The 23,580-nt window shown below is 29.5% G+C and carries 16 protein-coding genes and 4 tRNA genes; 17 read left to right on the top strand and 3 right to left on the bottom strand.

The features are described 5' to 3' along the window. Positions 1–144: 144 nt before the first annotated feature. Positions 145–2,352, top strand: coding sequence for a methyl-accepting chemotaxis protein (locus tag BLO14_RS01295; RefSeq protein ID WP_091971952.1), 2,208 nt, complete (start codon positions 145–147; stop codon positions 2,350–2,352). Here the strand turns inward: BLO14_RS01295 and murB are convergent. After that, positions 2,349–3,269 (bottom strand): UDP-N-acetylmuramate dehydrogenase, encoded by a 921-nt coding sequence (murB, locus tag BLO14_RS01290; protein WP_091971950.1) that lies wholly within the window; start codon positions 3,267–3,269, stop codon positions 2,349–2,351. The two genes, BLO14_RS01295 and murB, sit on opposite strands and share 4 nt — an antisense overlap. 52 nt (positions 3,270–3,321) lie before the next feature. On the opposite strand from murB, the gene BLO14_RS01285 reads away from it, so the two are divergent. The 4 genes from BLO14_RS01285 to BLO14_RS01270 are packed head-to-tail and all read left to right on the top strand — an operon-like array spanning position 3,322 to position 8,356. Continuing rightward, positions 3,322–4,764, top strand: a complete 1,443-nt coding sequence (locus tag BLO14_RS01285) for a cysteine--tRNA ligase (protein WP_091971949.1) — start codon at positions 3,322–3,324, stop codon at positions 4,762–4,764. 3 nt (positions 4,765–4,767) lie between these two features. Further along, positions 4,768–6,324, top strand: a complete 1,557-nt coding sequence (locus BLO14_RS01280) for an IPT/TIG domain-containing protein (RefSeq protein WP_091971947.1) — start codon at positions 4,768–4,770, stop codon at positions 6,322–6,324. Further along, the gene (gene glyA, locus BLO14_RS01275; RefSeq protein ID WP_091971944.1) at positions 6,324–7,577 is read left to right on the top strand and encodes a serine hydroxymethyltransferase; all 1,254 of its coding nucleotides are present in this window, start codon (positions 6,324–6,326) and stop codon (positions 7,575–7,577) included. The genes BLO14_RS01280 and glyA overlap by 1 nt, the downstream gene beginning before the upstream one ends. 26 nt (positions 7,578–7,603) lie before the next feature. Then, the gene (locus tag BLO14_RS01270) at positions 7,604–8,356 is read left to right on the top strand and encodes a J domain-containing protein (protein WP_091971942.1); all 753 of its coding nucleotides are present in this window, start codon (positions 7,604–7,606) and stop codon (positions 8,354–8,356) included. 59 nt (positions 8,357–8,415) lie between these two features. On the opposite strand, the gene BLO14_RS01265 is transcribed toward BLO14_RS01270, so the two are convergent. Together BLO14_RS01265 and BLO14_RS01260 are read right to left on the bottom strand one after the other, a co-directional pair. After that, on the bottom strand, positions 8,416–10,275 hold the full coding sequence (locus tag BLO14_RS01265; RefSeq protein WP_091971940.1) for an integrin-binding adhesin P66 family protein: 1,860 nt from the start codon (positions 10,273–10,275) through the stop codon (positions 8,416–8,418). Positions 10,276–10,524: 249 nt separating this feature from the next. Beyond that, the gene (locus BLO14_RS01260; protein ID WP_091971938.1) at positions 10,525–12,027 is read right to left on the bottom strand and encodes a lactate permease LctP family transporter; all 1,503 of its coding nucleotides are present in this window, start codon (positions 12,025–12,027) and stop codon (positions 10,525–10,527) included. 72 nt (positions 12,028–12,099) lie between these two features. On the opposite strand from BLO14_RS01260, the gene BLO14_RS01255 reads away from it, so the two are divergent. From BLO14_RS01255 to lon, 12 genes are all read left to right on the top strand, one after another. Next, entirely contained in the window at positions 12,100–13,305 is a 1,206-nt protein-coding gene (locus BLO14_RS01255) for a D-alanyl-D-alanine carboxypeptidase family protein (protein WP_091971936.1), read from the top strand. A 16-nt stretch (positions 13,306–13,321) separates the two neighbouring features. Next, positions 13,322–13,813: a chemoreceptor glutamine deamidase CheD gene (cheD, locus tag BLO14_RS01250; RefSeq protein ID WP_091971934.1), complete on the top strand. Its 492-nt coding sequence runs from the start codon at positions 13,322–13,324 to the stop codon at positions 13,811–13,813. A 2-nt stretch (positions 13,814–13,815) separates the two neighbouring features. After that, positions 13,816–15,792, top strand: coding sequence for an ATP-dependent helicase (locus BLO14_RS01245; RefSeq protein WP_413783458.1), 1,977 nt, complete (start codon positions 13,816–13,818; stop codon positions 15,790–15,792). Between the two features lie 116 nt (positions 15,793–15,908). Further along, positions 15,909–17,330 carry a beta-Ala-His dipeptidase gene (gene pepD, locus BLO14_RS01240; RefSeq protein ID WP_091971930.1) on the top strand — a complete coding sequence of 474 codons (1,422 nt, stop codon included), beginning with the start codon at positions 15,909–15,911 and terminating at the stop codon, positions 17,328–17,330. 128 nt (positions 17,331–17,458) lie between these two features. Next, positions 17,459–17,531: transfer RNA gene (locus BLO14_RS01235), tRNA-His, on the top strand. Positions 17,532–17,555: 24 nt separating this feature from the next. Then, positions 17,556–17,629, top strand: a tRNA-Arg gene (locus BLO14_RS01230). A gap of 79 nt (positions 17,630–17,708) precedes the next feature. Next, a tRNA-Leu gene (locus BLO14_RS01225) sits at positions 17,709–17,789 on the top strand. Positions 17,790–17,794: 5 nt separating this feature from the next. Next, positions 17,795–17,866: transfer RNA gene (locus BLO14_RS01220), tRNA-Gly, on the top strand. 40 nt (positions 17,867–17,906) lie between these two features. Next, positions 17,907–19,265, top strand: coding sequence for a trigger factor (tig, locus tag BLO14_RS01215; protein WP_091971928.1), 1,359 nt, complete (start codon positions 17,907–17,909; stop codon positions 19,263–19,265). A 14-nt stretch (positions 19,266–19,279) separates the two neighbouring features. Beyond that, a complete protein-coding gene (gene clpP, locus BLO14_RS01210) occupies positions 19,280–19,864 on the top strand; it encodes an ATP-dependent Clp endopeptidase proteolytic subunit ClpP (protein WP_091972293.1) in 585 nt (194 codons plus the stop codon). A 23-nt stretch (positions 19,865–19,887) separates the two neighbouring features. After that, positions 19,888–21,180, top strand: coding sequence for an ATP-dependent protease ATP-binding subunit ClpX (gene clpX, locus BLO14_RS01205; RefSeq protein WP_091972289.1), 1,293 nt, complete (start codon positions 19,888–19,890; stop codon positions 21,178–21,180). Then, positions 21,167–23,557 (top strand): endopeptidase La, encoded by a 2,391-nt coding sequence (gene lon, locus BLO14_RS01200; protein WP_091972291.1) that lies wholly within the window; start codon positions 21,167–21,169, stop codon positions 23,555–23,557. Before clpX ends, lon begins: the two co-directional genes overlap by 14 nt. The last annotated feature ends 23 nt before the right edge of the window (positions 23,558–23,580 follow it).

Here is a 23,580-nt window from a genome sequence, read left to right as displayed (position 1 = left end):
ATATTTGAGGATTTAATCCTTAATATTCAGAAAGAAAAGTCTAATTTGCCAATTGTTATTAGTAATTATTTATATGTGATTTATGAAGGCGAAAGTTTTGTTTTAAGATTTTAATCATGTTAATGTTATGTTTGGAGAGCTTTTATGACTGATGAAAATTTAATAGATGTTAATCTGAAAAGTACTAAACGATTTCTTTATCTAGTTTTATTTGGATTTCTTTTTTTTAATTTTTTATTCATAGGCTATGCTTATGTTAATCATAAAAATGAATATTTGGATCGCTTTAAATTTGATGCTAAGTTGTTTTTAAACAGTGTGTCTGCTGTTATGAAGGCTAAGTATTTAGAATCTTCTAGGTTTCTTGAGGAGCTTGTAAAAGATAGCTATAGGTTTGGGATATTGGTGAATTCTTCAAAGAGTTTTCTTTTGTCTTCAAGTTTAAAATTGAGTGATAGTTTATCTGAAAATAGCGATTTGTTTTTAAAGTCAAGAGAATTTATCTCTATAGATAAAATTTTTAAAACTATTCCTGTAGCAGAAAATTCACTCGAAGGTATATTTTATATTCCTATAGGGAAGAATGTCTTAATATCAAATTCAAATTTTTCATTTTTAGGCTTAAAAGATGTTAGATTAGATCCAATTTATTCTGTTCCTGTAGAAAAAAATTCTAAATATTATTCAAGGTATATGAGAATAGATGGGAAAATTTATTCTATAGTAAGTTTTCCTGTTAGGGATTCTGTTGCAACATTGGGTGTGATGGGCATTTTGGTATGCTTTGATGATTCGTTTGATATTATTGAAAATCAGCTGTATTCTTCTCTTAAATTTAGCAGCAAGAATTATAATTTTTTTATGCTTGACAGAAATTATGAACCTATTTTTTTAAACCTTAATAATCTTAAGACCAAATCTTTTTCTAAGGTTTATAGTGAGAATGTTCTGAACAAAGTTATAGCTTATACTAAAAAAGATTCTTCTGCTTTTCAGTACACTTTTAATTATGGAAGCGATTTTTATTCTTTAAACTTTGTAAAAATTGATGATTTTTTGATTCAAGGATTGATTTTCAATGTCAATTCCATTCCTATTATGTTTAAGTCAAATTGGGTTGTGTTTTTAATATTTTTACTATTATCTTTTGCGATTGTGTTTTATTTGTGCAATACTTTCATTTTTTCATTAATTAATGATTTTAACAAAATTGTTGATTATCAAAAATCAAAAAGCGATCCTTTTAGCCTTGAGTCTCCTTTAGAGGTTAAGTATTCTTCGGCTATTATTTCTTATATGAGTTCAAAGCTAGACAGTTTGTCGTCCAAGAGTAACGAATCTTTTGAGAAGATAAAATTTTATTCTGAAGATTTGAATGATTATTTGGAGCAAATAGAAGCTGTTATATTAAATACTGAGAGTATAGATTCTAGCGTTTTAGCTTACGAGCAACTAAAAGATGCTTTTTCTAGATTTGAAAAGTCAATTGCTGATATTTCAAAAGGCTTTGAATCTGTTGCTGATCCGATTAATGACCACAATAAGTATATGTCAGAAATCTCTTCAAATTTTGAAGAGAATGTTAGTTTTTTTTATAGCATAGATAAAAATTTGGAAATTTTTAATAAAGTCGCTACTACAAATTCTGCTGATATTGAAAATATTAAAAGTAAAGTTTTTGATTTAAATATTGTTTTTGAAAATGTGAATAAAAATTTTGCAGATCTTTTGTCTCAAACGAACAGCTTGCAAAGTGCAAATAAACTTTTAGTTTCAATCTCAGCTCAAACTAATATGCTTGCTATGAATGCAGCAATTGAAGCAGCAAAAGCAGGTGATGCAGGTAAAAGTTTTGCAGTTGTTGCTGAGGAGATTAGAAAGCTTGCTATTAATTCTGGAAAATATTCTAAAACCATTAAAGATGAACTTAAAACGGTTGATAGCATTATTGCAGTAATTAATTCAGAGATTGATACAATTTATAAAAATTTTATAGATATTCAAGATAATGTGGATAGTAATTTTTCAAGACATGATAAAGTAGATCTTACTCTTGCCAAGCATTTTAAAGAAATTGGTGAGTTTAAAGAAAGGTATTTGTCTCACGATACTAAGATCAGAGATGCTAAGAATATGTATAAAGAAATATTTAATAACCATTTTTTTGTTAGCAGTAAGTTTAACAATTTCAGTCAAGATTTAAAAGAGTTTAAAGTTTCTAAGATGAATTTAGATGCAATAAGTTCTCTTCAAGAATATTCATTTTTGGTGAAATCTTCTAAGGATAAGATATTAAAAACAAAGGAATTGATTCGAAAGATTAATAATGAGATTAAAGATATTCTTTTTTAGCTTTTTTGATTTTTAAATCCTATGTAAAGGACTTCTTCTTCGAGTAAAAGGCCGGTTTTTGAGTAAACTTCAGTTTTTACTTTTTCAATTAAACTTTTTATGTCGTTTGAAGTGGCATTGTTAATGTTGATGATAAAGTTTCCATGATATTTAGATACCGCAGCGCCTCCAATGCTTAGTCCTTTAAGTTTGCACTCTTCAATTATTTGTCCACTAGGTTTGAGAAATACTTTATTGTTTTTAAAAGTACTTCCACTACTTGGGAATAAATAGTGACCTTTGTTTATCCTTGCTTGTTTGTTTTTATTCATTTTTTCTTCAATATTTTTTTTATTTTCTTTTTTTAAATTCAATTCAATTTTTAATATAAGAAAGTTTTTATTTTGAAAAGGTGATACTTTATACTTAAAGTCTTCTTTTTTAAATTCTTTGCTAATAGTTTTTCCTTTATCATTTATAAATGTAATTTTTTTTATTATTTCAGATATTTCATTTCCAAAGCTTCTAGCATTCATCCATACAGCGCCCCCCAGTGTTCCAGGTAGTCCATAGATAAATTCTAGTCCACTTAAGCTGTTGTTGAGTGCAATTTTACATAAATTTTCGAAATTTGCACCACATTCAGCGATAATTTTATTGTCGTGAATTTCTATTCTTTTTAGATGTCCTGTGTATACTATCGGAAAATCAAGTTCTTTCTCGTCATTGACTAAAATATTGGATCCCCCCCCAAGGATAAATAGTTTGATTTTTTCTTCTATTGCTGCTTTAAAAATATTTTTTGCTTCTTGAATATTTTTAGGAATGAGAAATAATCTTGAAATGTTTCCAATTTTATATGTTGTATAGTCAGCCAGATTTTTTGTTTGAGGCTTTATATTGATTTTTTTAAAAAAATTATTTAGGCTTTTAAGCATACTTACTTAATAATAAATTAGACTTTTTATTTTTTCAATTTTTGAGAACTGTATGATTTTAAGATTATATAATACTAGAACAAAGAATTTTTCGGAATTAACAAATTTTGATGATGTCAAAGTGTACGCTTGTGGGCCTACTGTTTATAATTATGCTCACATTGGAAATTTTAGAACCTATATTTTTGGGGATTTATTAATTAAATCTTTAAGGTTTTTAGGGTATAAAGTTGACTATGCGATGAATATTACAGATATTGGGCACTTAACAGGCGATCTTGATGATGGAGAAGATAAAGTTGCCAAGACTGCAAGGGAAAAAGGTCTTACAGTTTATGAAATTAGTAAGTTTTTTACGGAAGCTTTTTTTAAGGATTGTAGAAAACTAAACGTTGTATATCCCAATAAAGTGCTTATTGCTAGCAAACATATTCCTATCATGATAGAGGTTATTAAAATTCTTGAAGAAAAAAAAATTACTTATTTTTCTAATGGTAATGTGTATTTTGATACTTCTTGTTTTAAAAGTTATGGCGAGATGGCTGGCATTGACCTGATTGATAAAGATATGACTTTTTCCAGGGTTGATATTGATAGATTTAAAAGGAATAAAACCGATTTTGTTTTATGGTTTACTAATTCTAAATTTAAAGATCAGGAAATGAAATGGGATTCTCCTTGGGGATTTGGTTATCCTAGTTGGCATTTGGAGTGTGCTGCTATGAATTTGGAGTATTTCAAAGATACACTTGATATTCATTTAGGAGGAGTTGATCATATTGGAGTTCACCACATAAATGAAATAGCAATAGTAGAATGTTTTTTGAATAAGAAATGGTGCGATATTTTTGTTCATGGAGAATTTTTGATCATGGATTATAATAAAATGTCAAAATCACGTGGAAATTTTATTACAGTTAAAGACTTAAAAGAGCAAAATTTTTCTCCTCTTGATTTTAGATATTTATGTTTGACATCACACTATAGAAATCAATTAAAATTTTCATTGGAAAATCTTCAAGCAAGCAGGATTGCTAGAGAAAATATGATAAATAGGTTAAGTTATTTTTATGCATCTTTAGATCCAGTTGATTTAGATGCTCTTAATAGGGATTTAAAAAAAATTGGTTCTAGCGCAGAAAAAGAATATTACGATTCTTTTGTAGAAAAAATTTCTTTTGATTTGAATGTTTCTCAGGGATTGGCTTTGCTTTGGGAGTTAATTAAATCTGAAAATCTAGGCTCTGTTTCAAAGCTTAAATTAGCTTTTATTTTTGATGAGATTATTTCACTTAATCTGAGAGAAGAAATTTTAAAAAATTTAGGAAATCATGATGTAGTTATTGATGAGAATATGAAAACTTTGATTGAAGAAAGAAGAATAGCTAAATGTGAAAAAAATTTTAAGCGTGCCGATGAAATTAGAGAGTTTTTTGCTAAAAAAGGTTTTGTTTTGGTTGATACTAAGGAAGGAACCAAGGTTAAAAGAGGCTAGCATTTGGCTATTTTTTTTAAAAACAAATATTTTTATTTAAGCTTAATTTTTATTATTTTTTTATTTTTATTTGTTTTTTCTGGATTTTTATTTTATTCAAAACCAATTATTTATGATATATCTCCAAGTCCTACTTCACACAAGGATGTTATTGTTATTAAAGGAAGTAATTTAGGTTATAGTGTAGGAGAGATTAATATTAACAATAATTATTTGGTTAAAAGTAGCATTATTAGTTGGAATAACACTGAAATAGTTTTCAAAATTACAGACGAAGTAAATTCCGGGCTTATTTTTGTAAAAAGTGAGAGTGGAATTAGCAACGAGCTTTTTCTTGTTATTAGTAGACAAGTGCCTGTTAAGCTTAATAGAGAAAATATACCTTCTATTTTCTCAGGGGATAAAATAATTTTAAATGCAAATTCTTCAACTTTATTGCAGGGTATGAATTTGTTTTCACATTCTAGTGCTATTCAAATTTTTCTTGAAACTAAAGATAAACTTTATACAATTTTGCCCCAAAATATTTTAGATGTTTCTGAGAATAGGGTAAAATTTATTTCTCCTAAAACTTTAAATTCTGATGGGAAACTTTATGTTTTATTGGACAATCTTCAAAGCAATAAAGTCCCGTTCTCTGTTAAAGATAATTTTTTTAAGTGGACTTTGAGTGATTCAAAAGAGTTTGCAATAATTGAAGAAATCTATTTTACCCAAGGTGTTAGTAGTAATTTAGATTCAAACCCCGAAGATATTAATTTTAATATCTTCTATTTAAGGCCAATTGAGAATGAGCGTCAAAAAATTACAGAGCGTAGTAATGGGTACTTTGATTTTAATATTGGTAATTTGTTTTTTAAAACCCTGAAGGCAAATAAATTTATTTTTGAGACTAAGGTAAAGGTTCATAAGCTTGATTTGGAATTTTTGGATACTAAATATTTAGAAAGCATTGAGGTCAATAAAGATATTAACAATCAAGAGTACAAAACGTATGTTCAAGGCAAAAAAAAAGATTATTTATCTTATAGCTCTGTTGATTTAATGTCGTTAGATTCTTTAATTTTGTCTATGACTGGTGGGAATAACTCAGCTTATAAGCTAGCTAAAGCAATTGTTGATGTTTTGATTTTAAATTTTAAAATTGTTGAGAATAATTTAAGTTTAAATGATTCTATTAAAGAAAGAAAAATTTCATCTAACAATTTAATAGTTCTTACAAATTTATTATTTTTAAAGTACGAAATTCCGCTAAAAAATATAGTTGGGCTTTACTATGATCCTAATTCTCTTAAATTAAATGAGCATTTTTGGTTTGAATTTTTTTTGTCTGGGGTTGGTTTTGTGTATTTTGATATAATAAATGCAGTATTATATAAGGATAACTCTAAGTATTTTTTAAATATGTCTGAGAACTATATTCAATATGGGTGCAAAGAGGATTATGATAAAAATGATTTTTTTGATGGATATTTAGATTCTGGGTTTTTGAAGTATAAAAGCTTGACAAACGGATCGTATTCTTTAATGCATAGGTTTGTTTTGGAGGATAATTTTTGATGAGAGATGATCAAATATTTAATTTAATTGAGAAAGAGAGATTAAGGGAAAAGGAACATATTGAGCTTATTGCGTCTGAAAATTTTACATCTTTAGAGATAAGGCAGGCTGTTGGGAGTATCTTAACCAATAAGTATGCTGAAGGATATCCTTTGAATCGATATTATGGTGGTTGTTCTTTTATTGATGAGATTGAAGCTTTAGCAATTTCAAGAGCAAAAGAGCTTTTTGATGCAAAGTATGCCAATGTTCAGCCCCATAGCGGATCTCAGGCTAATATGGCGGCTATAATGGCTCTTATTAGTCCGGGTGATAGAATTCTTGGTATGCAATTGTCTCATGGAGGGCATTTAACCCATGGTAGTAGGGTGAATTTTTCTGGTATATTTTTTAATACCTATTTTTATGGTGTTTCTAGAGATTCTGAGTTGATTGATTATGATGAGGTTCTTAAAATAGCTAGAGATTGTAGGCCAAATTTAGTAATAGCTGGAGCTTCTTCTTATTCAAGAGAAATTGATTTTAAAAAATTTAGAGAAATAGCCGATGATGTTTCTGCATATCTTTTGTGCGATATTGCTCATATTGCAGGTCTTATTGTTGCTGGTTTTCATAATTCTCCGATTGATGTGGCGCATCTTACTACAAGCACTACGCATAAAACTTTAAGAGGGCCAAGAGGTGGAATAATACTTTCTGGAAAAGATTATGACAAATTAGTAAACTTTAATGGGAAAGAGAAAGCTTTGCTTAATGCTGTAAATTCTACAGTTTTTCCCGGAACTCAGGGGGGCCCCTTAGTTCATGTTATTGCTGGTAAGGCTATTGCATTCAGAGAGGCTCTTCAAGAAGATTTCAGAGAATACATTGCTAACGTAATAAAAAATACTAAAGTTATGGCTGAATATTTCAAATCGGAAGGATTTCGGATTGTTAGCGGAGGTACGGATAATCATTTATTTTTGGTCGATCTTAGTACTTTGGATCTTACAGGTGCTGATGCTGAGAAATTGCTTGAGAGTGTAAATATTACTTTAAATAAAAATGCTATTCCTTTTGATAAAAAAAGTCCTTCTTTGGCTTCTGGCATTAGAATTGGAGGCGCTGCTATTACTTCTAGGGGCCTAAACGAAAGCGATTCTTTAAATGTTGCTAAATTTGTTGTTAGGGCTTTAAAGACAAGGTCTGATATTGAATTAAAACGAATAAAAAAGGAAGTTGTAAGATTTATTAAAGATTTTGATATGCCTTAATTATGTTTGGAGGTTATGATCAATAAATGCCAAGCTTAATTAGAATGTTTTTTTTAGTATTGTTTCTTGTTTTTATTTTTAATCCCATTTTAATAGGGATGCTTTTTATATTATTTCCTTTTATTTTGATATTATTTAGTTTATTAGGTGTTTTTAGAATATACTTTACAAGAGATTACTCATATTCTAGATCCAGAGAGTTTGAATTTTATAAACTTTCTTTTTTATTAATGGCTAAATTACTATCTATTTTAGGGACTGTAACAGGAGAGCAGCTAAATTATGTCAATTTTATTATTAATTCTTTGAATTTATCCGAACGTGGTAAATCAGAATTGTATACTATCTTTCATTCTGCTATTAATAAGAATAATAATGCGGATAAAATTTTGTATACCCTTAAGCTTGGCTATTTTCAACATAAAGATTTTTTTATATGGCTTTTTGCTTCTCTTAAAGAAATTAACAGACTTTCTGGGTATACAAACTTAGAAGCTGAGAAATTTATTTCTTATGTTGGTGTTTTTCTTGAGCTTGAATCTGATGGTTATGAAGCTTACAAAGATATTAATATTAAAATTGTAAATCCTTATAGTGTTTTGGGATTGACTTATAGTGCTAGTGATGATGAGGTTAAAAAGGCTTATAAAAGCCTTGTTATAAAATATCATCCTGATAAATTTGCAAATGATCCTGTAAGGCAAAAAGATGCAAATGATAAATTTATTAAAATTCAAGATGCTTATGAAAAGATTTGCAAAGAAAGAAATATGAAGTAATTAATTGTTAGCTTGTTTTTAAAAATAAAAAAGAAGGGCTAAAAGCCCTTCTTTTACCGTTAGCTTCCGCTGTAGGCTACTTTGAATTGCAAGAAAGCACTTCCAATAGCAGCATTATTTGCGTTTTTATTAGCAAGTTCTATAATGTTATTTGAATCCCATCCAAGAGAAATTGTTGTAAATCTTATTAGTTTTTCAAGGCTGAGTCCTGTTTTTAAATAAATTTTTGTAGCATCGCTTGAGATTTTATTAGAAGGTCCTAAAAGGTATGCTCCAATATAGGGTACTACATATGCTTCTGTTGAAACGGATGCTATTGGAATTGCATAATCAAGGTATAAAGCTATACCCAATTTCATTGCGTCTTCAAATGTTAGATTAGGAGTTATAGTTTGTGTGTTTGTTGGACTTTGTCCAGCTTGATTGCTTGTGTTTGTGCTTGAGTTTGCTGTAAGATAGTTTTCTGCAGATTTTTGTCTTAAAATATCATAAAGTCCTATTGATGTTATCCATCCTAGTCCATTCATAAGGCCTTTTTTACTATCTTCATAGCTTGAGATTTCAATATTTAAGCTTTGAAATGCATTTTCAGATATGGTTTTCAATTTTTTTTCTTCATCTTTGGATCTGTAGAGATTTTGTCCATAGCTTATTCCTAATGCAACTCCAGATTTTTTGTCTTGTTCTCCAAATAGTATTTTATTATAGGAATCAGCTCCCTTAACCTTCAAAGATTCTTTTTCACCTTCATCTTTGTTCCAAGCAAATCCTATGCTTGCTCCTGTTGAAAATGCAATACCTAGTTCTTTAGTTTTGCTAAAATTAAGAGCATTGCCATTTGGATCAAATATATCTTCGGCTTTTTTGCTAGGATCTAAGGATATTCCTTTTTTGGAATTTGCTGCTTTTGAGATGTGTCCAAATACGGAAAAATCGCTCGCAAAAGGATCTATTCCGAAATCAGTACCCATTTGTAAAATAAGATAGGTATTTTTATTGTTGATTTTTGTTAATCCAAGCTTATATTGAGCTCCAAAAGATGCTAAAATTGCAGAATTTGATAAAGTTGGGCTGAACAAATCGTTATCAACTACGGATTTGTCTTTTAAAGAGTATGTTATTGATGAATTGTTGAATGTTTCATTTCCATAAGCTCCTGATAATCCAAAACTTAATTCAAAAGGTGTTTCTGCAACTACAGATTTAGTATCTTCGTTTTGATCAAGTAGATTTTTTATTGGTTTCCATGTCGCTTGAATCCCATAAAGGATTCCTTGATAGGTTTTATTGTAAGGAGTGTCTTTGTCATTTTCTTGATTTCTGTTACCCGTGCCTGTTCCTCCTATTGCAAATGTAAGGTCGAGTTGTGGGAGTTTGTATCCCATTTGAATTGTTCCTATATTTTTAGAAGTACCTCTTGCAAGAATCGTTCCTCTTACTATTCTGTCATTGCTTGGAAATCCGTAGTAAGTACTTTTGAATCCAGTCATAGGAGCAAAACTAAATAAAGATTCTTTATTAAAATCAAAATCTGTCATAGTGCTTATTTTAATAAAAAAATCGTATATATTGATTTGGGCTGTTATATCTCCTACATCAATTTTGAATTGATCATTTTTTTTGCCTTCTGCTTTTAATGCAAAATCTTCTACTTTAATGTAAGCTGAGAATGGATCGTCTTTCCCTAATTCGGGATTAACTTCAAATGGTTTAAGTTTAATAGTAATTTTGCTTTTGTTTTCAAATCCAGGAACAAGCTCATCTATATCGAGTCTGAACTCACTTGTGTTTTCAAACCCAAATGTAGGTACCCACGGGTTTATTTTAAATACATCTTTTTCCTTTAATTCGTCTGCTGCAAATATTGCTACAGATGTAGTTAAAAATATAATTAATTTATATAAAATATGATTTTTCATAATTATACCTTCCTGTTGTAACTATAAACTTTGTATTAGTTCTAGCTATTTATTAAATGCGTTAATAATATGTATTATATACATATTACTACTCACAATGTAATAGCATGTATATAACATGTATATAATATTAAAATATTGGGTAAAAATTCAATACCATATTATTATTTTGTGATTTTTATATTATTCAAATCTATAAATAAGATTAATTTTATTGTCAATTAATCTTATTTATTTTAAACGATTAATTTATACTAAATAAACTAGTAATCCCGTTGCTAAAATGTAGTATAAAGCGTAAGTTACTGTTTTTGATAAAAGCTTGCCCTCTTTTCCAATTAATCCGGCAGTTGTTGTTGCTATTGTTATGTTTTGAGGAGAAATCATTTTTCCTCCAGTTGCTCCTGTTGTGTTTGCTGCTGCTAGCCAGTAAGGATTTGCTCCAATATTTTCTGCTATTTGTGTTTGCAAAGGTCCAAAAAGAACATTTGAAACTGTGTCACTTCCCGTTAAAAATGTCCCAATAGCTCCAATTAGTGGGCTAAATAATGGATAAAATTTACCCGTTATTATTGAGATTCCATTAGCAAGATCTTTTATCATTCCGCTGTGTGTCATTAATCTTGATATTGCAACAATGCATATGATTATAAATGAAGATAATGCCATTTTTTTCAAGGTTAGTATAAATATTTTTAGTTGTTTTAATATTGGAACTCCCCGTATTGAATAGGATATTATTGTTGCGAGTATAATCAATAAGCCCGGAGAGGTAATCCATTTAAAGTGTAGGGGATTTGTTTCTGGATAAATGCTAATGGTGCTTTGAAAAGTTTTTAGGTATTCGTGAATTTTGTTAAAAAGAGGAGATACAAGTACAATAAATAGCACTATTAAAATGTAAGGCGAGCAAGCACTAATTCCTTTTGATAAGGGTATTATTTTTTTGCTCTGGTGGTTGTGTGTGTTTTTGTTTTCAAAAAACCTTGCATAAATTATTGTTATTGTCATAGAAAGGATGCTTCCAAGGATTGCGGGAAGTTCTGGACCTAAAGTTTTTGATATGAATACTTGAGATATTGCCATTGATATTCCTGAGAGCAGGGTAAGAAGGAATATCCCTTTCAATCCTTTAATGCTCCCTTCTGTAAGAATTACTAGTACAAAAGGTATTGCTAAGGTTGGAAGTATGAGTTGTAATGCAATCTCAGATGAAACGGTGTTAACATCTAAGTTAGTTGCTTGAGCTAAAGATATTATAGGAATTCCTACAGATCCATAAGCGGTTGATGAGGTGTTCATTATTAAACAGATTAAGCAAGCAAAAAATGGTTCAAATCCCATTGCTATTAATATTGACACAGGGATTGCAACAGCAGTTCCATATCCAGCAACTCCTTCTAGAAAGTTTCCAAATCCCCATGCTACTAGTAAGACTGTAATTCTTTTATCAGAAGATACATTTGATAAGAGAATTTTAATGGTTTCTATGTCTTTTTGATCTTCTGACATTTTGTATGTAAATATGGCAGCAATAATTACAGTTGCTATTGGCCATATCCCCATTAAGGCGCCTTCAAGCATTGCAAGACCTGTATTTACTATTCCTAAATTTTTATAAAATATAACTATAGCAACAGTGGTTATTAATGATATGGGTATTACATAGTAAGCGGGTTTTTTTATTATGCCAAGTCCAATAATTATTAGGATTATTGGTACCAAAGCTGTTACAAAATCATAAGAATTCATAAAAAATGGCTCCTTGTTAATTTATATTGTAATTAACAATCAATAAATAATATATAATTTTAATATTACAACATGAATAGTATCTGTGTTATTGAAAAATTTTTATTAACCCTATTTTTATTTTTTTTCCTGCTTTATGTTGATCTTTTTGCAGTTAATTTAGCAGAGATTAATGAATTGTCAAAGCATGCAAAATCAATAGTTTTAATGGATTTTGATACTAAGCGGATACTTTATTCTAAGAAACCCAATTTAGTTTTTCCCCCGGCATCGCTTACAAAGATTGTTACAATATATACAGCTTTAATTGAAGCTGAAAAGCGAAATATAAAATTAAAAAGCATAGTCCCTATTAGTGATTCTGCTTCATATTATAATGCACCCTTGAATTCTTCTTTAATGTTTTTAGAAAAAGGCCAAATTGTTAATTTTGAAGAGATTTTAAAGGGACTTTCAGTCTCGTCGGGTAATGATGCTTCTGTTGCAATTGCTGAGTTTGTAGTAGGTGATTTAAATAGCTTTGTTAATTTAATGAATATTAATGTTTTAAATTTGGGACTTTTTAATATGCATTTTGTTGAACCTTCTGGATATAGTAATGAAAATAAAATCACAGCACTAGATATGGCTTTTTTTGCAAAATCTTATATAGAAAAGTTTAAGTTTATGCTTAATATTCATTCTTTAAAGTATTTTGTTTATCCAAAGAGTAAAAATTTAGGAACTGCTTCATCATCAAAATTTTTAAACTTAAAACAAAAAAATGCTAATTTATTGATTTATGAATATCCTTATTCAGATGGTCTTAAAACGGGATATATTAAGGAATCAGGCTTGAATATTATTGCTACTGCTTTAAAGGGCGAGAGAAGATTAATAGCAGTTGTATTGGGTGTTGAAAGAGGAATTAATGGGTCTGGAGAGAGGATGAGAGCTTTGATTGCTAAAAATTTATTTGAGTATGGATTTAACGAATATTCTAAATTTTCTTTAATGGTAAAATTAAAAGAAAAAGTCTATAATAGTACAGTGGATACAATAGCTCTTTTTTCCAAAGAGCCTTTTTATTGTGTTTTGACTAAAGATGAATTTGATAAACTTAATATAAGTTATACTGTTGATAAGTTGGTTGCTCCTCTTGGTGGGGATATGCCTGTTGGGAGAGCTATGATTTTTTTAGAAAATGAAAAAGTGGGGGATGTTGCTTTGTTTAGCAATAAGGTAGATAAATTAGGGTTTTGGCAAGGTCTTTATAAGAGTTTTGTAAATTTTTTTTAAGAGAGTATTAAATTTTATGTTAAATCATTTTAATTTTAAATTGAAACGAGATGTTACAATAATAGTTCCGGGTGAAGCTTTTGTTTCAAATAAAAGAGTTATTTCTACAATTCTTGGTTCTTGTGTTGCTGTTGTGCTTTGTGACGAATCAAGTAATTTAATTGGAATGAATCATTATGTCCTAGCTAGGTCAGATCTTGATATATCTCCTGCTCAAAGGGGAAGATATGGGGTTTATGCTATTCCTATGTTAATAAATGCAATGCTAGAGAATGGTGCTAATAAAAACAATCTTAAGGCTAAGCTTTTTGGAGGAACTAATTTTATGGCAAAGGGATCGGTTAAAGTGGGACTTGAAAATTCAGATTTTGCTATTAATACATTAAATAAGTATCGTATTCCAATCTTAGCTAAAGATTTTGATCAATCTAAATCACGAAAAATTTTTGCTTTTCCTGAAAATTTTAAAGTTATTGTGGAATATCCAGATGGAACAAAGGTTTTTTAATCTTGCTTGATGATTTTTTTAAAAATTCTCTCAATCAATTTCAATATGAGGCAGTTACCACTATTGAAGGCGCTCTTTTAATTATTGCTGGTGCTGGTAGTGGAAAAACAAGAGTCGTTACTCATAGAATAGCGTATTTGCTTTTAAAAGGCATTGCTCAGAAGGAAATTTTAGCCTTAACTTTTACCAACAAGGCGGCTAATGAAATGAAAGATAGAATTAAAAAAATTTTAAAAACCCCTCTTAGCAATCTTATGGTCTCAACTTTCCATGCTTTTGGACTTTTCTTTTTAAAAGAAAATTGTAAATTATTAGGATATAGAAAAAACTTCAGCATTTATGACGATAATGATAAAATTTCTCTTCTTAAAGAGATTTTACTTGATGAAGGTCTTTTAAATAGAAAAGTGTCTTTAAACTCGCTTAGTAATGTTATTTCATTTTTAAAAAATGGAGTTCTCACGCTTGATGATTTAAAGGAAGAAGATGTAAATATTTTTAGACTTTATGAAGAGCGATTAAAGCTTTATAATTCTTTTGATTTTGATGATTTGATTTTAAAACCAAAAGAATTATTGAGTAATAATTCTGATATTAGTAGTAAGTATTCTGAAAGATATAAGTATGTTTTGATTGATGAGTTTCAGGACACTTCTTTGATTCAATATGATTTCATTCGTCTTTTGATAAATCATAGTAATTTATGTTGTGTTGGGGATGATGATCAATCTATATATTCTTGGCGTGGAGCTAGTTACAATAACATGTTGCAATTTGAAAAAGATTACAGCGTTAAAGAAATAAAGCTTGAACAAAATTATCGTTCTGCCAAAAATATTTTAGATGTTGCAAATTCTGTGATTTTAAATAATAAAAATAGAAAAGAAAAGACTTTGTGGTCTTCAAAGATGTGTGGCAAAGTTATAGATTTTTTTATATTTGAAGATGAAATTCAAGAGTCTGAGTTTGTTGCAGGTCAAATCATAGAGCTTTCAAGGTTAGAAGGTTTTCAGTCTAAAAATGTAGGAGTTCTTATGAGAACTAATGCTCTTTTTAAAAATGTTGAAATGATTTTTAGAAGACTGGGCATAAAATACAAAGTTTCGGGGGGAACATCTTTTTTCCAGAGAAAAGAAATAAAAGATATTATTTCTTATTTAAATGTAATAATAAATCCTAAAAGTGATTATGATTTGCTTAGAATTATTAATATTCCAAGAAGGGGAATTGGCAAGGAATATTTGAAAAAAATTAGAGATATAGCAGATAAGAAAGGCTGCTGTATTTATGATGCCCTTTGTGATATTGCTTTTTCTTTTACTAACATTTCTAGTTACGATAAAGCTTTAAATAGGCATGTCATTGAAAGCATAGAAGATTTTGTATCTTTTATTGAAGAGTATCAATACAAATTTAGTATAACAAAAAATGAGTATTCTAATGTAATCAAAGAAATGATAGAAAGTATTGAATATTGGGGATTTTTAGTTAATGAAAATTCCAATTCAATTAAAGCGGCTGAATATAAATATCAAAATATAGAAGGGTTTTTAAGTATAATTAAAAATTGGGAGTCCAAACAATTTGGTGAATTGAGAGATTTAAGCAGTTTTTTAAACTATATAGTTCTTCAATCTAACGAAGTGAGCAAGGAATCTGAAAATATTAATATTAATTTAATGACAGTGCATTCTGCTAAAGGTTTGGAATTTGATTATGTATTTTTTATTGCTGTTGAAGACAATATTATTCCCCATCATAGAATCATTGAAGATAGTGAGCTAGGCTTGGAAGAAGAGAGGCGAGTTTTTTATGTCGCATTAACTCGTGCAAGAGATTTTCTTATTATTACCATGGCCAATAAGCGGAAAAAAGATAGACAAATTTTTGAGCAGATGCCTTCAAGATTTATTTCAGAAATTCCCAAAGAATTTTTAAACTTTAATTATTATGCAGATTTTGTTGAAAATAAAGCTTGATGAACATTATTGAATTTATTGAATGAATTTTAAGATTGATTTAGTATATTATATGATTAATTCTAATTAAGTCTAAGGGTGTTTAGATTTTTTAATATAATCAAAGGAAAGTGATTATGAGTATTGTAATTGATTCTTTTAAAGAGATATCAAAAATTCCAAGATGTTCAAAAAATGTTAAAGGAATTATTAATTTTATTAAGGAGAGATCTAAAAAATTTGGTTATTCTTTTAAAGAAGATAGTGTTGGTAATATTGTGGTGCAGATAAAATCTAATAGTAGCATTGATATGCATCCTGTTATTTTACAATCTCATGTTGATATGGTTTGTGAAAAAAATGATTCCAGTTTACATAATTTTGAAACAGATCCAATTGAAATTATTGAAGAGGATGGGTATCTTAAAGGAGTAGGGACTACGCTAGGAGCTGATAATGGGATTGGAGTAGCCATGATGTTAAGCATTATGAGTGAGGCTAATAGTTTTTCTCATCCGGACTTAGAACTTCTTTTTACCGTTGATGAAGAAATAGGCTTAATAGGTGCTCTTGGTCTTGATCCTAAGTTGTGTAGTGGCAAAAGCCTTATTAATCTTGATGGAGAGGAAGAAGGTTATTTTTTAGTTGGTTGTGCAGGATCAAGACTTGTTGAGATTGTTTTTTCCCCTAATTATAGTCTTGCAACAAAAAAAATAAAAGTAGAAATTTTGTTTAAAGGACTTAAAGGTGGCCATTCTGGAGCAGATATTCATTTAGATTTGGCAAATTCTTTAAAATTAATGTTTTTTGCTCTTTTTGAAATTAAAGCGAATATTGATTTTGAGATTGAAAGTATTTTTGGTGGGGATAGCAGTAATGCAATTCCAAATGAATCCAGGGCTTTAATCTTTATTGATGATAGTGATTATGATTTATTGAATAAAGAGCTTAAACTTTTCACATTTAAAGTTAAAAGTATATATTCTCTTGAAAATGAATTTGACATTATTGTTAATAAAAGGGAATTTTCATCAGTTAAAGTTCTTGATGAAAATAGCAAAAGCAAGCTTTTAAATATGGGAATGGGATTTTTACACGGAGTTCAAAAAGTAGAAAATTATGAAAATAAGCTTATCAAGACTTCTTTAAATTTTTCAAGCCTTTTTAAAACGCAAAGCGACTATATTTTTACTTTTTTAATAAGATCTTTATTGGATTCAGACAAGGAGTATGTTTTTAATCAGTTGCAATCAATAGGCGATTTATCAGGGGCTAATTTGCGTATAATTTATGACTATCCTTCTTGGAAGTCTGATAAGAATAGCAATCTTTTAAAACATCTTAAAGGCGTATATAAAGAGATGTATCTTAAAGATGCTAATGTTTCTTTAATACATGCAGGGCTTGAAACAGGTATAATATCTTCTAAGTTAGGGGGTATAGAATCTGTTACTCTTGGGCCTTGGATTGAATCGCCTCATACTACTAGAGAAAGAGTAGATATTTCTTCAGCTATTAGAGTTTATGATTTTTTAAAAAGAAGTTTAGAAAGGTTTTAAAAAAGTTTAGTTTTAAGAAATTTAATGTTTTAATATAAATTTCTTAATAAAAGTCATATAACTTGTGTTATTCTTATTTTTTATTGACTTAGAAATTAAATATCTATAAAATATTATAGTTGTTATTGGTGGTTGTAGCTCAGTTGGTAGAGCGTCGGGTTGTGGTTCCGAATGTCGCGGGTTCAAGCCCCGTCAATCACCCTTTAATCAATTTTCTTTTTAACTGCATTCATAGCTCAATTGGATAGAGCAGTGGACTTCGAATCCAAAGGTTGCAGGTTCGAATCCTGCTGAGTGCGAAAATATTATTTATTTGGTAGATTGGGCATACTTGCAAAAGCTCTTAAGTTTTTGTATACTAGTTTGAGTATGAAGTATGCAGGAGTGGTGGAATTGGCAGACACGCTAGACTTAGGATCTAGTGCTTTTGGCGTGTGGGTTCGACTCCCACCTTCTGTAAAAGTGCGAAAGTAACTCAGGGGTAGAGTGTCACCTTGCCAAGGTGGAAGTCGCGGGTTCAAATCCCGTCTTTCGCTTTTTAATAATTGTCAATAAGGTTTAGTTGAGGCATTAACAGTGATTTTGAGTAAAGATATTAAGCTTCTTCCAGGTTCAAAAGTTGAGGTTGTCATTAGAGTTTCAAAAAATGTTATTCAGGAAAAATATAACTTATTGTTAAAGGATTATTCTTCCCGACTTAAGATTCAGGGTTTTAGAATTGGAAAAGTTCCTATTAGTATCATTGAAAATAAGTATTCTGAAGGGTTAAGAGCTACTGTTTTAGAAGAAGTAGTTAATGATACTCTTAAAGAATTTTTTAAAGAAGAGCCTAAAAGGCCTTTAAGTTATACTTCCCCTATTATAAAGGAAAAAAATCTAAGATTAAATCTTGATGAAGATTTTGAATTTACTTTTGTATATGAGACTTATCCTGAATTTGAAATTCCAAATGTTAATGATATTGATATTAAGGTGGAAGTTCCTGAAGTTTTTATTAATGATTCTGATATTGATAATGAGATTAAGTACCTTCAGATGGAAAATTCAATTATTATTGAAGATGAGGAAGGGGTTGTTAAAAAAGATAGCATTGTTAGAGTGGATTTTGTTGAACTTGATGATCTTTTAAATGAGATAGTATCAACAAGAAGACAAGACTTTGTTTTTACAGTTGGAGAATCTGAGACTTATTATGATTTTGACAGAGATTTAATTGGTATGAGAATAAATGAAGAGATAGTTATAGAAAAATCTTATATTATGGATTACAAATTTGAAGAACTTGCGGGTTCTTCAAGAAAATTGAAGATTAAGATTAAGAGTATTAAAAAAAGAGACCTTCCTTTGATAGATGATGAGTTTGCAAAAGATATTAGTGACAAATATAATACACTAGATGATCTTAAAAATTTTATAAGATCTAATATTTTAAACCTTATTGAAGAAAAAAAAGAAACTTTAAAGCTAAATAAATTTTTTTCTACTATTTCTGAAAAATTAGAAATAGATATTCCTCATTCAATGATTGAGGCTGAAATTGAAATTGCTTTTAAGGACACTAAAAAGCAAAATAAAATGAGTTTTGAAGAGTTTAAAGGTATGTTTTATTCTTCAGGTTATGCTGGTAATGATAATTTAAAAGATGAAATTCTTAGCAATTTGAAATCTAAGTTGATAATTCAGAAAATGGTAGATTTAGATCCAATTGAAGTTACTGCGAATGACCTTGAAGATGAAATGGCCAGACAGTCTGAAAATTCGGGTGTAAGTTACGAGGAGATTAAAAAATTTTATGAAGGTCAAAATTTGATTTCTTATTTAAAGGATGATATCAAAAGGAAAAGAGCTAAGAAAAGAATTTTAGCAAATCTTAAGGAAGTAAAAGGTAAGCAAATTTCTTTTAAAGATTTTGTTGATTATAAAGTTTGTGAGTAAGAAAAATGGAATTTATGCATAATTTAATACCCACCGTGATAGAGCATACGGGAAATTATGAGAGAGTATTTGATATATATTCAAGATTGCTTAGAGAGCGTATAATATTTTTGAGCGGCGAGATTAATGATCCTAAGGCAGATACTGTGATTGCCCAACTTTTGTTTTTAGAATCAGAAGATTCAAATAAAGATATTTATCTTTATTTGAATTCTCCAGGAGGAAGTATCACTGCAGGTCTTGCGATTTATGATACTATGCAATATATAAAACCTGATGTAAGGACAATTTGCATTGGGCAAGCTGCTTCAATGGGAGCTTTTTTGCTTGCTGGTGGTGCCAAGGGTAAAAGAGAATCTTTAACTTATTCTAGAATAATGATTCACCAGCCTTGGGGTGGAATAAGTGGTCAAGCTAGCGATATTAATATACAAGCTAATGAAATTTTAAGACTTAAAAAATTAATAATAGATATTATGTCTAATCAGATAGGGGTTGATAAAGAAAAACTGGCTCTTGATATGGAAAGAGATTATTTTATGACTTCAAGCGATGCTCTTAAATATGGTCTTATTGATAGTATCTTAGTGAGGGAGTAGTTTTATTTTTGGTAAAAATTTTTATGGCAAGAGTAAAAGGTCAAAAAGTAAAAGAATGTTCTTTTTGCGGGCTTAGTGTTGCTGAGCTCGGGGGCAATGTTGTTATATCTAATGGAGTAGCTATTTGTCCTGAATGTTCTAAAATATGTCACAATCTTTTTAAAGAAAAGTTGTGCAAGCCGTTAAATTCTAAGTCCAATGGTTTGCCAACTCCTAAACAACTTAAAGATCATTTAGACATGCATGTTGTTGGACAAGAAGATGCAAAAAAAGTTTTATCTGTGGCTGTTTATAACCATTACAAGAGAATATTGAAAAATAATAAATATGATGATGGTATTGAGATTGAAAAATCTAATATACTTTTGGTTGGACCTACAGGCAGTGGTAAAACCTTACTTGCAAAAACGTTAGCTGCGGAGATGAATGTGCCATTTGCAATAGCAGATGCTACAACTTTAACGGAAGCTGGATATGTTGGTGAAGATGTAGAAAATATTTTGCTTAAATTGATACATGCTGCTCATGGAGATGTTAGTTTAGCTGAGAAAGGGATCATTTATATAGATGAAATAGATAAAATTGCTAAAAAAAATGAAAATGTTTCAATAACAAGGGATGTTTCTGGAGAAGGAGTTCAACAGGCTTTATTAAAGATAATTGAGGGTACTATTGCCAATGTTCCTCCAAGGGGTGGGAGAAAGCATCCTTATGAGGATACTATTGAAATTAATACTCAAAATATACTCTTTATATGTGGTGGTGCTTTTGTTGGGCTTGAGAATATTGTTAAGAATCGAATAAATAAGAGTTCTATTGGGTTTTCAGCAATTGAAAAAAAGAATATAAAAGAAGACGCTTCATTAAAGTATTTGGAAATGGAAGATTTGATTAAATTTGGCTTGATTCCAGAGTTTGTTGGTAGACTTCCTGTTCATTCGTATCTTGCAAAGTTAAATAAAGAAGATTTGATGAGAATATTAGTTGATCCTCAAAATTCTATTGTTAAGCAGTATTATCATATGTTCAGAATGGATAATGTTGAGTTGGTATTTGAAAAAGATGCTTTAGAGTCAATTGTAGATGAAGCTATTTTAAAAAATACTGGAGCAAGAGGTCTTAGATCTATTTTAGAGGGTCTTCTTAAAGATGTTATGTTTGAGGTTCCTTCGATTAGTAAGACTAAGAAGGTTGTTGTCACAAAAGAATCTGTTTTAAATGCAGATATTAATCCATTAATTTTGGTGGGCAATGCAATTAAAAAACCTTGGGCAAAAGAGTTATATGAAATCAATCTTAAATATGATAAAAAATAGAAAAGAAGATCTTCCGATTGTTATTTTAAAAGAAAATGTTCTTTTCCCGAATGTGACATTGTGGGTAACCTTTGATAATGAATATGTGATTAATTCCATAGCCCAGTCTATGTTAGAGGAAAGATTGATTCTTTTTGCTTATCCGAATGAATCTAATTGTGATGAGTTTAGTAGAGGAGGAGTTAAAAATCTATGCTCTGTGGGCACTTATTCTAAACTTATCCAGGTTATAAAGGTCAGTAAAGATGTAGTAAAAGTTTTGGTTGAATGTCAAAGTAGAGTTCTTATAGGCAGTGTTTCGAAAAAAAATGATTATTTGAGAGCTAAAGTTACTTTTGTGCCTGATGATAGTGTATTAAACAGAGAGCTTTACACTTACTCTAAATTTTTAAAAGAAACTTATGAAGTTTATAGAAATTCCTTATCTTTAAAATCTTATGATAGTGATAGCGAGCCGATTAATTATTTTGACAATCCAAGCAAGCTTGCAGATATTATAGCCTCTAATTCAAACTTGGAAAATAGTATAAAATCAGAACTTTTGCAAGAGTTGAATGTTAAAATCAGAATAGAAAAGTTAATTGTTAATTTAAACATTGAAATTGATCTTTTAGATCTTAAAAAAGATATTAATTCTAAAGTTAGAGCTAAGTTGGATAAGGGGCAAAGGGATTATTTTCTTTCTGAGCAAGTTAAAGAGATACAAAAAAGATTAGGCAAAGATGATAACGATTATATTGACAGATTAAATTCCAAAGATATCCCAGAAGATGTTAAATCTAAGATTGAAAAAGAAATTTCTAGATTATCTAAAATGCAGATGAATTCTCCTGATGCTAATATTATTAGAAGTTATATAGAATTAATATTAGATCTTCCGTGGAATGAAAATACTGTTATGAAAAATCATTTAAGTGAGATTGAGTTTATCTTAAGAAATTCTCATTATGGTATGGATGAAGCAAAAGAAAAGATAATAAATTTTTTAGCTGTTTATCAAATTAATTCTAAGGTCAAGGCTCCTATTTTATGCCTTGTAGGGCCCCCGGGTATTGGTAAAACATCTCTTGTGGAATCTATTGCAAGGTCACTGTCTAGAGAATTTGTTAAAATATCCCTTGGGGGCTTAAGAGATGAAGCAGAAATTAGGGGCCACAGAAGAACTTATGTTGGATCTCTTCCAGGTGTTTTTATTAGTGCAATGAAAAGATCAGGCAAATCTAATCCTGTTATTCTTCTTGATGAAATAGATAAAATTAATAATACTTATAAAGGAAATCCCGAATCTGCACTTTTAGAAGTTTTAGATCCCGAGCAAAATTATAAATTTATAGATCATTATTTAGAAATCCCTTATGATCTTTCCAATGTTTTATTTGTTACAACAGCAAATTCTCTTAATGGTATGTCAAAGCCACTTCTTGATAGAATGGAAATAATTAAAGTTGAGGGTTATTCTTATATTGAAAAGCTAGAGATTGCTAAGATTTTTTTGATTCCAAGCATAATTAAAGAGAGTTTTTTAGACAAAGTTTATATAAGAATAGAGGATGATGTTATTTTAAATTTAATTAGAAACTATACTATGGAATCTGGTGTAAGGGGGCTAAAGAGAGTTTTAACTAATTTGATTAGGAAGCTTGTAAGGGAGTTGCTTTATAAGTATTCTAAGGATCAAATCATCAAAGGCAATTTTTACTCACCAAGTTCTTTGATACATGGAAATAATTCGCTTTTTACTCATGATCCTGATATTCCAGGTATTTATAAAATAATCAATATTAATAATTATTATAATTATGTTGACACTGAATATAATTTGGATTTAATTAAGATTAACTCTTCTGGATTTGTTTATGGACTTGCTTGGACAAATTATGGTGGTACAGTTCTTCCTGTTGAGGCAACTAAGTTTGAGAAAAAAGGAGACATTATTCTAACAGGTAGTCTTGGGGCTGTCATGAAAGAGAGTGCGCAGCTTGCATATTCTATAGTTAAGACCTATTCTTCTAAACTTAATTTTGATTTAAAGGAAAGTCCCGAAATTCATTTACACTTCCCAGAAGGAGCTACACCAAAAGATGGACCTTCTGCGGGTATTACCATTGCAACAGCAATTGCTTCAATACTGTCTGATAAGAAAGTTCCTTTAGATCTTGCAATGACTGGTGAGGTAACTTTAAAAGGTTTCGTTCTTCCTGTGGGCGGAATTAAAGAAAAAGTTTTGGCAGCTTATAGAAACGGCATAAACAAAGTTATTTTGCCTAAGGATAATGAAAAAGATTATTTTAAGCTTCCAGAAGAAGTTAAGGACAATATAGATGTTAAGTTTGTCTCTAGCTTGGAAGAAGTTTTTGATTATTTGAATATTATTTAAAAATTTACATATTTAAATTTATA

It is taken from the genome of Borreliella japonica (assembly GCF_900099615.1).
Lineage (GTDB): Bacteria > Spirochaetota > Spirochaetia > Borreliales > Borreliaceae > Borreliella > Borreliella japonica.
The sequence above is the reverse complement of the archived record's forward strand: the minus strand, read 5'-3'. Positions and strand labels throughout refer to the sequence as shown.

Bases quoted from the DNA above. Each gene is read 5' to 3' on its own strand.
- clpP (WP_091972293.1), top strand. From the start codon at position 19,280: ATGCATAATTTAATACCCACCGTGATAGAGCATACGGGAAATTATGAG.
- cheD (WP_091971934.1), top strand. From the start codon at position 13,322: ATGTTAAATCATTTTAATTTTAAATTGAAACGAGATGTTACAATAATA.
- BLO14_RS01270 (WP_091971942.1), top strand. From the start codon at position 7,604: ATGCCAAGCTTAATTAGAATGTTTTTTTTAGTATTGTTTCTTGTTTTT.
- glyA (WP_091971944.1), top strand. From the start codon at position 6,324: ATGAGAGATGATCAAATATTTAATTTAATTGAGAAAGAGAGATTAAGG.
- BLO14_RS01285 (WP_091971949.1), top strand. From the start codon at position 3,322: ATGATTTTAAGATTATATAATACTAGAACAAAGAATTTTTCGGAATTA.
- BLO14_RS01260 (WP_091971938.1), bottom strand. From the start codon at position 12,027: ATGAATTCTTATGATTTTGTAACAGCTTTGGTACCAATAATCCTAATA.
- clpX (WP_091972289.1), top strand. From the start codon at position 19,888: ATGGCAAGAGTAAAAGGTCAAAAAGTAAAAGAATGTTCTTTTTGCGGG.
- murB (WP_091971950.1), bottom strand. From the start codon at position 3,269: ATGCTTAAAAGCCTAAATAATTTTTTTAAAAAAATCAATATAAAGCCT.
- BLO14_RS01255 (WP_091971936.1), top strand. From the start codon at position 12,100: ATGAATAGTATCTGTGTTATTGAAAAATTTTTATTAACCCTATTTTTA.
- lon (WP_091972291.1), top strand. From the start codon at position 21,167: ATGATAAAAAATAGAAAAGAAGATCTTCCGATTGTTATTTTAAAAGAA.
- pepD (WP_091971930.1), top strand. From the start codon at position 15,909: ATGAGTATTGTAATTGATTCTTTTAAAGAGATATCAAAAATTCCAAGA.
- BLO14_RS01295 (WP_091971952.1), top strand. From the start codon at position 145: ATGACTGATGAAAATTTAATAGATGTTAATCTGAAAAGTACTAAACGA.
- BLO14_RS01265 (WP_091971940.1), bottom strand. From the start codon at position 10,275: ATGAAAAATCATATTTTATATAAATTAATTATATTTTTAACTACATCT.